The organism is Kitasatospora sp. NBC_01539 (genome assembly GCF_045040525.1).
Taxonomy (GTDB): domain Bacteria; phylum Actinomycetota; class Actinomycetes; order Streptomycetales; family Streptomycetaceae; genus Kitasatospora.
This window is the reverse complement of sequence record NZ_CP109390.1, coordinates 6427042-6440151: the sequence shown is the minus strand read 5'-3', so window position 1 is coordinate 6440151 and position 13110 is coordinate 6427042. Positions and strand designations below refer to the sequence as shown.

The window sequence follows — 13110 nt, the reverse complement described above, 5'->3', positions numbered from 1 at the left end:
GACGGCCATGCGCACCGGCACACCGCCCGCCCCCACCGCCCCCGGTGGGGCGGGCGGTCCTGCCCTCCTGCTCGTCGCCCACGGCAGCCGCGACCCGCGGCACGCCGCCACCGTGGACGCGCTCGTCCACCGGGTCCGGGCGCTGCGGCCCGGCCTGGCCGTCACCACCGCCTACCTCGACCACTGCGCCCCGCGGATCGCGCAGGTCGCCGGGCGGCTCGGCGAGGCCGTCGCCGTGCCGCTGCTGCTCAACCGGGCCTTCCACGCGAAGACCGACATCCCCGCCGCCCTGCGCGCGGCCGGCGCCGACCTGCCGCTCGCGGACGTGCTCGGGCCGTCCCCGCTGCTGCTGGACGCCCTCGACCGCCGCCTCTCCGAGGCCGGCCTCCCGATGCGCACCGCCGCGCAGCGCGCCCGCACCGGTGTGGTGCTGGCCGCCGCGGGCTCCTCCGACCCGGCCGCCGACACCGCCACCCGGGCGCTGGCCGCCGCCTGGCGGCGCAGCCGCGGCTGGGCCGCCGTCGAGGTCGCGTACGCCTCCGCGGGCGGGCCGCGGGTGCCGGAGGCGCTCGCCGCGCTGCGGGCCGCGGGTGCCGTACGGACCGCCGTGGCGCCCTACCTGCTGGCCCCCGGGCGGCTGCCCGACCGGATCGCGGCCGCCGCGGGCGACGCGCACGTGCTCGCCGAGGTGATCGGCGCGGCCGAGGAGGTGGCGGTGCTGCTGCTGGACCGGTACGACGCGGCGCTGTCCCTGGCCGGCGCCCGCCGGGCGCTCTCGGCCTGAGCCGCCCGGCCGGCCGCGCTACGCCAGGCCGTCCACCGAGTCGTCGAGCAGTTTCCGCTCGTAGTCGCCGAGGCACGGGAAGAGCGTGCCGCAGTCGCGGCAGGCCCGGGCGAACTGGGCGACGAACGTGGGCCGTGCTCTGAACAGTCTCGGCCGGGGGAACTTGAAGTGCAGGAAGTTCGGCGCGAGCGCCTCCGTCGTCAACTCCCCCACCGGGCTGAGCCGGTCCGACCCGCACACTCCGCATCGCATACCGCGCACCCTACCGGCGCGGTCACGGCCGGCGCCGGGGGTCCGTCAGATCCAGGTCGATCGGGAACGGCAGGTCGAGCGCGAGCCGCTCGCGGTGGATTCCCATGGGCACGTACGTACCGGTCGTGGGCTCCAACTCGAACACGCGGACGGGGAGTTCGCCCTCCTCGTGCCGGTCGGGGCCGTCGGCGGCCCACCCGCTCCCGGGCGGGACCGGCGAGGTCGGCCGGGGTACGGCGGCCATCAGCCACCGCTCCCGGGGGCCGCGTTCTCGCCGGTGGCTCCGGCGCACCCGGCGGTTTCGGATGATCACTCACCCGAACGGGTGATCGCCGCCCGGTAGCGCGGGTCGCCGGGGTCGGCGTCCGCCCAGTGCCAGGCGCCGGCGGCGCACGCGCGTTCGTACGGGGTGCCGGTGGCGAGGACGGTGAGCAGGTGCTCCTGCAGGCGGCGGGCGCCGACCGCGGTGACGAGGGCGGCGGCGAGCCAGCGCGGGGAGCTGGGGTCGTCGTCGTGGACGAGGGCGGTGAGGACCTCCCGCTCGTGGGCGCGGGTGAGCGCGCGGTCGGCGGCGAGCGCCCGGTAGGCCGTCTGCCGCTTGTGGCCGATGCGGTGGTACTGCGGGTAGTGCGGGTGACGCGCGGCGAGGGCGGTGACGCGGGGGTCGTCGTCCGGCGGGGCGCAGGTGAGGCCGAGCGCGGCGAGCAGGGCGTCGAGGCTGTGCTCCTGGCGGTCGAGGCGGTGGGCGGGGGTCACGGGGCGGCCTCCTCGCGGAGGTTCATCCGGGTGAGGGTGTGCAGGCCGGCCCGGACGGTCTCCGGGTCGACGTCGCCGAAGAGGGCCTGCTGGGCGATGAAGCCCTGGGCGGTGGCGATGAGGGTGCGGGCCACGTCGTCGGCGTTCGTGTCGGGCGGCATCAGGCAGGCTGCGCGGTAGTCCTCGGCGAGGTCGGTCCAGATGACGCGCATCGCGGTGTAGCCCTCCTGGAGGGCGGCGGCGAGCACCTCGTTGCGCAGGGTCTCCGTCCAGACCTGGACGATCAGGCGGGCGAAGGCCCGGCGGTCGCCGTCGGGCGACGCCTTCTCGAAGACGGCGCCCAGCACCCGCGGGAGCAGGATGTCGGGGGTGGGCGGCGGTACGGCCGCGGCGGCGTCCGCGAACGCGGCGCGGACCTGGCGGAAGCACTCCTCGGCGATGGCGGCGACGATCTCGTCCTTGCTCGCGAAGTAGCGGTACACCGCACCGGCCGACAGCCCGGATTCACGCAGCAGGTCCTGCATGGACGTGGCGTGGAAGCCGTTGCGGGCGAAGCAGCGGGCCGCGCCGTCGAGGATCTGACGGCGGCGGGCGTCGAGGTGTGCCTGGGATACGCGGGCCATGGTCGAAATTCTAAAACGAACGTTCATTCTTGACAAGGCGCCCCGCCGGGCGGACAGTGGTGCCTGTAAAACGAACGATCCTTCTCTTTGAATCGAGGGCAGCCATGTCCGACACCCCCATCGCCCGGGCCACGACCGCCCCGGACCACGCTGCCCCGCCCACCGGCACCCGGCGGCTGCCGGCCCTGCGCAGGCTCCTCACCGTCTGGGTGCTCGTCCCCGCCATCGCGGCGCTCGCCCTCTGGGCGTTCGCCTGGCCCGCCGCCCGCACCGCCCCGCGCGACCTCCCGGTCGGCGTCGCCGGCGCACCCGCCGCCGTCTCCGCGATGGAGAAGCAGCTCTCCGCACACCAGGACGCGTTCGAGATCCACCGCTACCCGGACGCGGCCGCCGCCCGGCAGGCCGTCGAGGACCGCGCCGTCTACGGCGCCCTCGTCGCCGGCCCCGCCGGACCCGAACTCCTGACGGCCTCCGCCGCCGGCCCGACCGTCGCGCAGATGCTGCGCACGGCCGTCGCCGAGGGCCCCGACGGCACCGCCGTCCACGCCACCGACGTGGTCCCGGTGCCGGCCGCGGACCCGCGCGGCGCCGTGTTCGGCGCGGGCCTGCTGCCGCTCGTCCTCGCCGGGGTCGCCTCCGGCGCCACCGTCACGCTGCTGCGGCTGCGCGGCGCCCGGGCGATGGCCGGCCTGGCCGGCGCGGCCGTGCTCGCCGGGCTCGTGGGCGCCGCGATCGCGCACAGCTGGCTCGGGGTGCTCACCGGCTCGTGGTGGGCCGAGGCCGGAGTGATCTCCCTCACCACCCTCGCGGTCGGCTCCGGTGTCGCCGGCACCGCCGCACTGATCGGCACCGCCGGCATCGGGGTCGCCTCCCTGGTGATGGTGCTGCTCGGCAACTCCTTCGCCGGGGTCACCTCCGCGCCGGAGCTGCTCCCCGCCCCGGTCGGCGACCTCGGGCAGCAGCTGCCGCCCGGCGCGGCGGGCACCCTGCTGCGGTCGGTCTCCTACTTCGGCGGCGCCGGGGCGGGCGGCCCGCTGTTCACCCTCGCCCTCTGGGCCGGACTCGGCCTCACCGCCACCGGCCTGGCCGCCGCCCGCCGCCGCACACCCGCGCAGGACGAGGCCGTCGTGGTGCCCGCACCCGTCGGCGTGCCGGCCTGACGCGGCCCGCAGCCCTGCTGGGCGCCACCGGGCCGCACCCGGTCAGGCCACCCGGCGCAGGGTGAACCCGTCGACGTAGGTCCCGGCGAACAGCAGGTCGAGTCGGCCCGAGAGCCGGTAGACGCTGCCGCCGGGACCTTCGGTGACGGCGGTGACCGCCCGGTCCACGGACGGCGTGAGGGAGGCGAGGCGGGCCGTGCGCCAGCCGTCCTCGGAGCGGAGCACCACGTCGGCGTCGCGGGTGTCGGGGCCGAGACTGTTGGTGACGGCGCGGATCGTGCCGGACGAGCGGCGCAGCATGCCGTCGAGGTGGCGGAGGGCCCCGGCGGGTGCGTCGACGGGGATCCGGGCGAGGGCCGCGGGGTGGTCGATCGGCACCCGCCACAGGGTGCCGTCGTCGGACTTGCCGATCACCAGGGTGCCGCCCTCGCGGACGATGCCGTTGAGGCCGACGGCCCCGTCCGGGGCGGCGAGCCGGGCGTCGCGGACGAGCACGGAGGCGGTGCCGTCGGGCGTGATGCGGTAGACGACGGGGGCGAAGGTGTCGGTGACGTAGGCGGTGCCGTCGGGTCCGAACGCGAGGTCGTTGGCGAGGTGCGGGCCGCCGTCCGCGGCGACCGCGGCGAGGTCGGCGAAGAAGAGCCGCCGGCCGGTGGCGAGGTCGTACGCGCCGACGCCGGCGAGGGTGCGGGTGGTGGCGGGGGTGCTGCGCACGGAGACGCCGAGGTCGCCGGTGGCGGCGAGCACGCGGCCGCGGGCGGCGTCGGCGTGCAGGCCGATGACGGAGACCAGCGCCGGGTCGTCGACGAGGCGGGTGGTGGTGCCGTCGGGGCGGACGGCGTCGACGGTGCCGTGCCGTACGGAGCCGACGAGGAAGCGGTGGCGGGCGGCGTCCCAGGTGGCGCCCTCGGGGTGGAGGGTGGCGGCGCTGCCGACGACGACCGCGGGGTCGCGGTGCGGGTGGTGGAGCGGTGCGGCCGCGGCGGGCACCGCGGTGAGGACGGCGGTGAGTGCGGCGGCGAGCAGGGCCGGGGAGACACTGCGGCGGTTCATCTGATATCCCATCGGAGGAGCTGTGGTGATGTCTCGATCCTCGGGTCGGCGGGCCGGCCGCGGCAGTGCGTGCTGATGGGGGTAGTGCGGCTACCAGGACGGGTGGGGACGGACGTTGACCGGTACACAGGTGCGTCGCAGGGCGCTGTCGTCGTTCCTGCGCAGCCGTCGGGCGCGGCTGTCGCCCGCCGACGTGGGGATGGCGCCCGGGGTGCGGCGCCGCACCCCGGGGCTGCGGCGGGAGGAGCTGGCGGTGCTCGCCGGGGTGGGGGTGACCTGGTACACGTGGCTGGAGCAGGGCCGGGACATCAACCCGTCGCCGGAGGTCCTCGCCGCGCTGGCGCGCACGCTGCGGCTGGACGAGGCGGAGTCGGCGTACCTGTTCCGGCTGGCGGGGTGCGCGCCGCTGCCCGCGGTGCCGGAGGCGGCGCCCGAGGTGCCGGAGGTGCTGCGGCGGCTGGTGGAGTCGCAGGCCCCTGCGCCGGCGCTCCTGGTGGACGCCGCCTGGGACGTGCGGGCGTGGAACGCGTCCGCGGAGGCGCTGTTCGCGCTCTCGGCGTGCGCAGCGGCGGAGCGCAACCTCGCCTGGGCGGTCTTCGCGAACGACGCGCACCGGGCGCGGGTCGTGGACTGGGAGCGGCACGCCCGCCGGACGCTGGCGGAACTTCGCTCCGCGTTCGGGGAGTTGGGCGGGGAGTCCTCGCCGGCCGGGGCCCGGCTGGCGGCGCTGATCCGGCGGCTGCGGGCGTCGTTCCCCGAGGCGGACCGCTGGCTGGACGAGCACGCGGTGCAGCAGCGCCACGGGACGGAGAAGACGATGCTGCACGAGACCGTCGGCGAGCTGCTGATCGACCAGGTGGCACTGCGGGCCGCGGGCGGCTTCCAGCTGGTCGTGCTGGCGCCGCGCGACGAGGCGACGGCCGAGCGGCTGACCCGGCTCGCGTCGGCGTCGGCACCGGCACCGGCACCGGCCTGATCGGCGACGCCGGGTGTGGAACGTGCCGGAGGGGCGCCGGACCTCGGTGGTCCGGCGCCCCTCCGGGCGGCCTGGTGCGGCCGGTACGGCTGGTGCGGCCCGGTCAGTCGGCGGCGCGGCGCTGGCGGCCGGTGCCGTAGTTGCCGCCGCTGCGGGAGCCGCTGCCGGGCTTGGCGCGGCCGGCGGAGCGGCCGATGAAACCGGCCGCGGTGCGGCTCGCGCCGCCGCCGCCGGTGCCGGCGCCGGCACCCATGCGCTGCTTGGGCCGGGCCTGGCGGGCGTTGCCGTTGGCGTCGACGTCCTTGGGCAGCGTCGAGCGCTTGCCCGGGCTGCGGCGCCGGCCGCCGGCCGCGCCGGTGCCCTCGGCCTTGACGGCCGGTTCGGCGGCCTCGGGCACGGCGAGGGCGACGGGCACGCCGCTGGGGGTGCGGGCGCCGGTGATGCGGCGCAGCTCGGCGTCGTCGGGGCGGACCTTGGTGACGGTGGGCCGGATGCCGGCGGTGCCCATGAGCTTGTTGACGTCGCGGCGCTGCTCGGGCAGGACGAGGGTGACGACGGTGCCGGACTCGCCCGCGCGGGCGGTGCGGCCGCCGCGGTGCAGGTAGTCCTTGTGGTCGATCGGCGGGTCGACGTTGACGACGAGGTCGAGGCCGTCGATGTGGATGCCGCGGGCGGCGACGTTGGTGGCGATCAGCGCGGTGATGCGGCCGTCCCGGAACTGGTCGAGCACCCGGTTGCGCTGGGGCTGCGACTTGCCGCCGTGCAGGGCGGCGGCGCGGACGCCGGTCGCGAGGAGCTGCTTGGCGAGGCGGTCGGCACCGTGCTTGGTGTGCACGAACATGATCACCCGGCCCTCGCGGGAGGCGATGTGCGCGGTCGCGGACGCCTTGTCGGCCGGGTCGAGCTGGAGGACGTGGTGGTCCATGGTGGTGACGGCGCCGGCCGACGGGTCCACGGAGTGGGTGACCGGGTCGTCCAGGAAGCGGCGGACGAGGCGGTCGATGTTGCGGTCGAGGGTGGCGGAGAAGAGCATCCGCTGGCCGCCCTCGGCGACCTGCTCCAGCAGCTTGCTGACCTGCGGCAGGAAGCCCATGTCGGCCATCTGGTCGGCCTCGTCGAGCACCGTGACGGTGACGTCGGAGAGGTCGACGTCGCCGCGGTTGATGAGGTCGTCGAGGCGGCCGGGGGTGGCGACGAGCACCTCGGTGCCGCGGCGGACCAGGTTGGCCTGGCGGCCGATGGGCATGCCGCCGACGACGGTGGCGATGCGCAGCTGGAGGGCCTGCGCGTACGGCGACAGGGCCTCGGTGACCTGCTGGGCGAGCTCGCGGGTGGGCACCAGCACGAGGGCCAGCGGGCAGCGGGCGGCGGCGCGCTTGCCGGCGGTGCGGGCGAGCAGCGAGAGGCCGAAGGCGAGGGTCTTGCCGGAGCCGGTGCGGCCGCGGCCGAGCACGTCGCGGCCGGCGAGGGCGTCGGGCAGGGTCGCGGACTGGATCGGGAAGGGCTCGGTGACGCCTTCACGGGCGAGGGCGGCGAGGAGCGGCTTCGGCATGTCCAGTTCGGCGAAGGTGGCCGCCGGCGGGCGGGCCGGGGTGCCCTCGACGACGGTGAACTCCTGCGTCGCGGGGGCGGCGGTGCTGCGGGGTGCCCGGGGGGCGCGGCGGTCGCCGGCGGCCGCCGTGCGGGTGCTCGCGGCGCGCTGGGGGCGGGCCGTGCCGCCGGTGCGGCGGGAGGTGCCGCGCTGCGGGCGTGCTTGATCGGTCATGGTGCTCCGTCCTGATCGGCCGGCGGTCACGGTGGTGCCGTGCGCTCGGACCTGGTGGGTCGGCCGTCAGGAGTGGAAGCGGGGCCGCCCCGGCCGTTCGGCGGCAATGCGCGAGGGCCCGCACCCTGGGGGTGCGGACCCTCGCTTCACAACGTGAGTCGGCTGTGCGCCGGACTCAGATGGGGCGAATGTTCTCGGCCTGCGGGCCCTTCTGGCCCTGCGTGACGTCGAACTCGACCTTCTGACCCTCGGCGAGCTCACGGAAGCCCTGGGCGTTGATGTTCGAGTAGTGGGCGAAGACGTCGGCGCCGCCGCCGTCCTGCTCGATGAAGCCGTAGCCCTTTTCGCTGTTGAACCACTTCACGGTGCCGGTAGCCATGACCGTCTCCTCTACCTGGGGGAACCAGGAGCCTGCACCTCGCAGACCCCGAGTAGCCGCGATCCCCATCCGGAGACAGAACACCGGATAAAAACAAATGCGCCTGTTGGTTGGTACCAGCAGGCGCACACACACGTTCATGGGAACCAAAACTGCAACTGCACCGACTGTAGCACGGGGTGCGGGGTGATGATCGGGAGAGTTTCCCTCGTCACACCGGGGGTTGACCTGGGCACGGACGGGGCATGCACGGTAGTTCGCATGCCCCGTCCGCGGGTGCCGGACGGGTCAGATCCGGCCGGCCGGCTCCGGCTGCTGCTGCAGCGCGGGGCCGGTGTCGCCGTGTCCGGCGGCGTCGGCGCCGTGGCCGGGCCACCAGGCGGCGCGACCCAGGAGCGCGGTGAGCGCCGGGGTGAAGAAGAGCGCCATCACGAACGCGGAGACGGTGATGCCGAAGGCGATGGAGAAGCCCATCTGGCTGAAGAGCGAGTTGCCCGCCAGCAGCATCGTGGCGAAGGTCGCCGCGAGGATGAAGCCCGCCGAGGCGACGGTCGGACCGGCGTGCTTGATCGCCTCGCCGGCGGCCTCGCGCGGGGTCCGGCCCTCCTTCACCTCTTCACGGAGGCGGGCGATCATCAGGATGTTGTAGTCGGTGCCGATGGCCACCACGAAGAGGTAGATGAAGATCGGCAGCATGAACATCAGGCCGGGCTCGCCGCCGAGCCTCTGGAAGACCAGCGAGGTGGCACCGAGGGTGGCGCCGAAGCCGAGGCCCACGGACGCCATCAGGTACCAGGGGGCGACGACGCTGCGCAGCTGGAGCGCCAGGATGATCAGGATCAGCAGCGCGGCGACCGGGAAGACCAGCGAGTAGTCGTGGGCCATCGCGGTGTTGATGTCCTTGTACACGGACGTGATGCCGCCGACGTACGCCCGGGTGCCGTCCGGGGCGGCGGCGTGGGCCGCGGTGCGCAGGTCGGTGACGGTGTCGATGGCCTCGTTGGTGGCCGGTGCGTCCTTCAGCATGACGGTGAAGTCGGCGGTGAGGCCGTCCTTGCTGAGGGCGGGCTTGGGCTGCACCTGGGCGACGCCGGCGGTCTTGGCGAGGGTCTCGCCGTAGCCGGGGAGGGCCGCCGCGTCGAGCGGGCTGCCGTTGGTGGCCGTCAGGTAGACGTGGCTCGGGTCGGCGGCGCCGGCCGAGAACGCGCCCATCAGCGTGTCCTGGACGACCATCGACTCCTTGGTCTTCGGCATGGAGCTGCCGGCCAGGTCGAAGGTGCCCTTGTAGCCGAAGGCGGCGAGGGTCAGCACGAGCAGGACGAGGCCGGAGGCGAGCGCGGCGACGGCGGGGCGGCGGCGTACGGCGTCGCCCATGGTCGCGAAGCGGGTGCCCTTCTTGGCCTGCATCCAGTGCTCGGGGAAGCCGCCGCCGGGGCGGGGGCTGCGGCACCGGCCGGCGAGCCACTTGAGGTGGCGGCCGTCCCAGCGGAGCCACTCGACGACGCGGCGGAACAGCACGCGCTCGGGGAGCACGGACAGCACGGCGGGCACGAGGGTGATGGAGGCGAGGGCGGTGACGGCGACGGCGATGGCGAGGGCCGGGCCGAGCGCCTTGAACATGCCGAGGCTGGAGAGCACGAGCACGGCGAAGGCGACGACGACGGCGCCCGCGGCGGAGGCGATGGCCTCGCCGACCCGGCCGACGGCGTTGACGACGGCCTCCTTGCGCTCGTCGCCGGCCCGCAGCCGCTCGCGGTAGCGGAACATGAGGAAGAGGAAGTAGTCGGTGCCCACGCCGAAGAGCACGACGATGAGGATCGCGGACATCGACGAGTCGGCCTTGAGGCCGAAGAGCTTGCTGGCGTCGGCGATGAGGCCGTTGGCGACCATCGAGTAGACGAAGATCGACAGGATCGGCAGCAGCGCGATGATCGGGCTGCGGAAGAGCAGCCACAGGGTGAGCAGGATGATCAGCACGGTGCCGAAGCCGATCAGCGCCTCGGCGATCTTCGAGGAGTCCTGCTGGTCGAGGTTCATCGCGGCCTGGCCGCCGAGGAGCATCTTGACCGGGGTGCCGGCGGTGAGGGCGGCGCCCTCCTCGCGCAGGGCCTTGGCGGCGTCGCCGGCCTCGGGCTTCTGCATGACCGTCTTGTCGATGGCGATCATCGACAGGCCGTACTTGCCGTCCTTGGAGAACGACTGCGGGCCGACCGGCAGGACGGTCTCGACGTACTCGATGTGCTTGGCGCCGAGGCCCTGCACGACCTTGCCGACGGTGGCCTTGTCCGCCTCGTCGAGCGCGCCGCCGTCGGTACGCTCGAACATGGCGATCGCGCCGGGCGTGAAGTTCGCCGGGAACGCCTTCTCCTGGAGCTGCGAGGCCTGGATCGACTCGTAGTGCTTGGGCAGGAACGCAGCCTCGTCGGTCTGCGCGGTGATCGTCGGCGCGCTGCCGATGATCGCGACGGCGGCGACCAGCCAGGCGCCGATCACCCACCAGGCCCGCCTGACGACGAATTGTCCGATTCGGTGGAACATGCTCGTGATGCCTCCTGGGCATGGTTCACCGCAGCCCCGGGGGGACGGAGACCGGGCAACGGCAGGACCGGCCGGGGATCATCCCCTAGCCGGTCGGCAGGTAAGTAGTGGTGGGCATCCTACGCGACACTGCTCGGCGCCCGGCGGGTCACCCCGTCACCGGGGACACCCCTAGGGGGTGTCGTCCGCCCGCCCCCGTCCATCCTCACCCATGCGAGGCCGCCCCCACCTCCTGCTCCGGGTGGATCCCCCTCCCCCTCAAGGTGGATCCCGCCCCTGAGACGGCCTCGGATCCCGGCCGCGGGAACCCTGCCTTCCGCCCCGGGACGCGGTAGGGAAAACCCCACCCCCGGCCTCGGGACAGGCCCAGGGTCGACTCACCCGCCAGCCGGATCCCCCGCGGGCCCTCCGGTTCCTAGGGTTTTCACCAGCAGCCGGGAGCCCGGACTGCCGGCCCGGCGGGCCCGAACCGCCGCTCTCCCAGGGGGACCTGTGACACCCAAACTCGGACTCGCCGCCGCCATGGGCGCGTGGAGCGCCCGGCATCGCAAGACGGCGGTGTTCGGCTGGCTGCTCTTCGTCGTCCTCGCCGCCGCCCTCGGCGGCCTGCACGGCAGCACCGAGGTGACCGACGCCGAGGCGATGCCGGGCGAGGTGACCCGGGCCGCGAAGATCCTCGACGAGGCCGGGATCACGACCCCCGCAGGGGAGACGGTGCTCGTGCAGAGCGCCACGCTGACCGCCGACGACCCGGCGTTCCGCGCCGTCGTCGAGCAGGCCGCCGCGGCCGTCGCCGCCACCGGCGCAGCCGCCGACGTGCGCAGCCCGTACGACACGCAGGCGCTCTCCGCCGACCGGCACTCGGCGCTCGTCCAGTTCACCGTCAAGGGCGCCGGGGGGCGCGAGGAGGCGGTGGAGAAGGTCCCGGTGCTGCTCGACGCCGTCGCGAAGGTCCAGGCGCAGCACCGCGACCTGACCGTCGAGGAGTTCGGCGAGGCCAGCTCCGGCAAGTGGTTCGAGGACCAGTTCGCGAACGACTTCAAGCGCGCCGAGTGGACGGCCGTCCCGCTGGCGCTCGGCATCCTGCTGATCGCGTTCGGCGCGGTCGTCGCCGCCGTCCTGCCGGTGGTGCTGGCCATCACCGCGTTCGTCGCCGCGGGCGGCCTGGTCGCCCTCACCAGCGGCGTGCTGCACACCAGCGACGACGCCAGCTCGGTGATGCTGCTGGTCGGCCTCGCCGTCGGCGTCGACTACTGCCTCTTCTACCTGCGCCGTGAGCGGGAGGAGCGGGCCGCCGGACGCGACGCCGCCACCGCCCTGCGGATCGCCGCCGCCACCTCGGGCCGGGCCGTCCTCGTCTCCGGTGTCACCGTGGTCGTCGCCATGGCCGGTCTCTTCCTCACCGGCATCGCGGACTTCCAGGCGATGTCCTTCGCCACCATCCTGGTCGTCGTCACCGCCGTGCTCGGCTCGCTCACCGTGCTGCCCGCCCTGCTGTCGATGCTCGGCGACCGCGTCGACAAGGGCCGGCTGCCGCTGCTGCACCGGCTGCGCCGCCCCGACACCGGCAACGGCGGACGGCTCTGGAACGCCCTGCTCACCCCCGTGCTGAACCGCCCGCTGGCCGCGACCGTCCTCGCCGGCGGCCTGCTGCTCGGCCTCGCGGCCCCGCTGCTGACCATGCACACCGCCAACCTGACCTTCCAGCAGCAGCTGCCGAAGGGCAACGCCCTGGTCGCCACCTCCCAGCGGATCGAGGCGGCCTTCCCCGGCAGCCCCGCCCCGGCGACCGTCGTGGTCAGGGCCCGGGCGATCGACTCCCCCGAGATGCGGGCGGCCATCGCCGACCTGCGGACCAGGGCCCTGGCCACCGGCCGGATGCACGGGCCGATCCAGGTGACGCTGCACCGGGAGCAGAACGTCGCCCTGATCGACGTCCCGCTGGCCGGCAGCGGCAACGACACCGCCAGCACCGACGCGCTCGCCGCGCTGCGCGACGACGTCGTGCCGGCCACCGTGCTGAAAGTGCCCGGCACCGAGGCCCCGGTCACGGGCAGCACCGCGGGCTCGCACGACTTCAACGAGCAGATGTCCGACTCGATGCTCCCGGTCTTCGGCTTCGTCGTGGCCTTCGCCTTCCTGCTGATGCTCTGCTCGTTCCGCTCGCTCGGCATCGCGGTGACCGCGGTGGTGCTCAACCTGCTGTCGGTCGGCGCCGCGTACGGCGTGCTCGCGCTGGTCTTCCAGCACGGTGTGGGGGCCTCGCTGGTCGGCACGGCCGGTGTCGGCGCCGTGGAGTCGTGGGTGCCGCTGTTCCTCTTCGTGATCCTCTTCGGCCTGAGCATGGACTACCACGTGTTCGTGGTCTCGCGGATCAAGGAGGCGCACGACCGCGGCCTGAGCACCCGCGCCGCCGTCTCGTACGGCATCCGCTCCACCGCCGGTGTGGTGACCAGCGCGGCCGTGATCATGGTCGGTGTGTTCGGGGTCTTCGGCACCCTCTCCATGCAGTCGATGAAGCAGATGGGCGTCGGCCTCGCGGTGGCCGTGCTCGTCGACGCCACCGTCATCCGCGCCGTGCTGCTGCCCGCCGTGATGACGCTGCTCGGCGAGCGCAACTGGTACCTGCCGCGCTGGCTGCGGTGGCTGCCCGACCTGTCGCACGGCGAGTCCTTCCCGCCGGTGACGCCCGCCGCCCCGGCCCCTGCCGGACTGCACCTGCCGGACGCGCCGTCCCCCGGACGCGCCCGGGTCTGACCCGCCCCCGCGTCCCCGGCCGGGCCCCGCCGCACGCGGGGCCCGGCCGCGGTGCGCCAGGATGGTG

12 protein-coding genes are annotated in these 13110 nt (G+C 74.7%); 4 read left to right on the top strand and 8 right to left on the bottom strand.

Annotated elements, in window-relative coordinates; all coding sequences use genetic code 11:
• Positions 1–7 precede the first annotated feature (7 nt).
• The gene (locus OG335_RS27915) at positions 8–784 is read left to right on the top strand and encodes a sirohydrochlorin chelatase (protein WP_405013884.1); all 777 of its coding nucleotides are present in this window, start codon (positions 8–10) and stop codon (positions 782–784) included.
• 18 nt (positions 785–802) lie between these two features.
• On the opposite strand, the gene OG335_RS27910 is transcribed toward OG335_RS27915, so the two are convergent.
• From OG335_RS27910 to OG335_RS27895, 4 genes are all read right to left on the bottom strand, one after another.
• A complete protein-coding gene (locus OG335_RS27910; RefSeq protein WP_405013883.1) occupies positions 803–1036 on the bottom strand; it encodes a hypothetical protein in 234 nt (77 codons plus the stop codon).
• 22 nt (positions 1037–1058) lie between these two features.
• Entirely contained in the window at positions 1059–1280 is a 222-nt protein-coding gene (locus OG335_RS27905) for a hypothetical protein (RefSeq protein WP_405013882.1), read from the bottom strand.
• A gap of 65 nt (positions 1281–1345) precedes the next feature.
• On the bottom strand, positions 1346–1792 hold the full coding sequence (locus OG335_RS27900) for a hypothetical protein (RefSeq protein ID WP_405013881.1): 447 nt from the start codon (positions 1790–1792) through the stop codon (positions 1346–1348).
• On the bottom strand, positions 1789–2415 hold the full coding sequence (locus OG335_RS27895; protein ID WP_405013880.1) for a TetR/AcrR family transcriptional regulator: 627 nt from the start codon (positions 2413–2415) through the stop codon (positions 1789–1791). Before OG335_RS27895 ends, OG335_RS27900 begins: the two co-directional genes overlap by 4 nt.
• Positions 2416–2591: 176 nt before the next feature.
• Between OG335_RS27895 and OG335_RS27890 the strand changes: the two genes are divergently transcribed.
• A complete protein-coding gene (locus OG335_RS27890; RefSeq protein WP_405015548.1) occupies positions 2592–3575 on the top strand; it encodes an ABC transporter permease in 984 nt (327 codons plus the stop codon).
• A 42-nt stretch (positions 3576–3617) separates the two neighbouring features.
• Here OG335_RS27890 and OG335_RS27885 read toward each other — a convergent pair whose 3' ends face one another.
• On the bottom strand, positions 3618–4628 hold the full coding sequence (locus OG335_RS27885) for a gluconolaconase (protein ID WP_405013879.1): 1011 nt from the start codon (positions 4626–4628) through the stop codon (positions 3618–3620).
• Positions 4629–4743: 115 nt separating this feature from the next.
• Here OG335_RS27885 and OG335_RS27880 point away from each other — a divergent pair, with 115 nt between their 5' ends.
• A complete protein-coding gene (locus OG335_RS27880) occupies positions 4744–5604 on the top strand; it encodes a helix-turn-helix transcriptional regulator (protein WP_405013878.1) in 861 nt (286 codons plus the stop codon).
• A gap of 103 nt (positions 5605–5707) precedes the next feature.
• Here the strand turns inward: OG335_RS27880 and OG335_RS27875 are convergent, their stop codons facing one another.
• The 3 genes from OG335_RS27875 to OG335_RS27865 all read right to left on the bottom strand — a co-directional run bounded on the left by OG335_RS27875 (position 5708) and on the right by OG335_RS27865 (position 10286).
• The gene (locus OG335_RS27875) at positions 5708–7369 is read right to left on the bottom strand and encodes a DEAD/DEAH box helicase (RefSeq protein ID WP_405013877.1); all 1662 of its coding nucleotides are present in this window, start codon (positions 7367–7369) and stop codon (positions 5708–5710) included.
• Between the two features lie 175 nt (positions 7370–7544).
• Positions 7545–7748, bottom strand: a complete 204-nt coding sequence (locus OG335_RS27870) for a cold-shock protein (protein ID WP_405013876.1) — start codon at positions 7746–7748, stop codon at positions 7545–7547.
• A 288-nt stretch (positions 7749–8036) separates the two neighbouring features.
• A complete protein-coding gene (locus tag OG335_RS27865) occupies positions 8037–10286 on the bottom strand; it encodes an MMPL family transporter (protein WP_405013875.1) in 2250 nt (749 codons plus the stop codon).
• A 522-nt stretch (positions 10287–10808) separates the two neighbouring features.
• Between OG335_RS27865 and OG335_RS27860 the strand changes: the two genes are divergently transcribed.
• Positions 10809–13043: an MMPL family transporter gene (locus tag OG335_RS27860; RefSeq protein WP_405015547.1), complete on the top strand. Its 2235-nt coding sequence runs from the start codon at positions 10809–10811 to the stop codon at positions 13041–13043.
• Positions 13044–13110 lie beyond the last annotated feature (67 nt).

What these genes read in the sequence shown, in the direction of transcription:
- OG335_RS27905 (WP_405013882.1), bottom strand. Translation starts at nt 1,280, where the DNA reads ATGGCCGCCGTACCCCGGCCGACCTCGCCGGTCCCGCCCGGGAGCGGG.
- OG335_RS27885 (WP_405013879.1), bottom strand. Translation starts at nt 4,628, where the DNA reads ATGAACCGCCGCAGTGTCTCCCCGGCCCTGCTCGCCGCCGCACTCACC.
- OG335_RS27875 (WP_405013877.1), bottom strand. Translation starts at nt 7,369, where the DNA reads ATGACCGATCAAGCACGCCCGCAGCGCGGCACCTCCCGCCGCACCGGC.
- OG335_RS27865 (WP_405013875.1), bottom strand. Translation starts at nt 10,286, where the DNA reads ATGTTCCACCGAATCGGACAATTCGTCGTCAGGCGGGCCTGGTGGGTG.
- OG335_RS27915 (WP_405013884.1), top strand. Translation starts at nt 8, where the DNA reads ATGCGCACCGGCACACCGCCCGCCCCCACCGCCCCCGGTGGGGCGGGC.
- OG335_RS27910 (WP_405013883.1), bottom strand. Translation starts at nt 1,036, where the DNA reads ATGCGATGCGGAGTGTGCGGGTCGGACCGGCTCAGCCCGGTGGGGGAG.
- OG335_RS27870 (WP_405013876.1), bottom strand. Translation starts at nt 7,748, where the DNA reads ATGGCTACCGGCACCGTGAAGTGGTTCAACAGCGAAAAGGGCTACGGC.
- OG335_RS27895 (WP_405013880.1), bottom strand. Translation starts at nt 2,415, where the DNA reads ATGGCCCGCGTATCCCAGGCACACCTCGACGCCCGCCGCCGTCAGATC.
- OG335_RS27860 (WP_405015547.1), top strand. Translation starts at nt 10,809, where the DNA reads ATGGGCGCGTGGAGCGCCCGGCATCGCAAGACGGCGGTGTTCGGCTGG.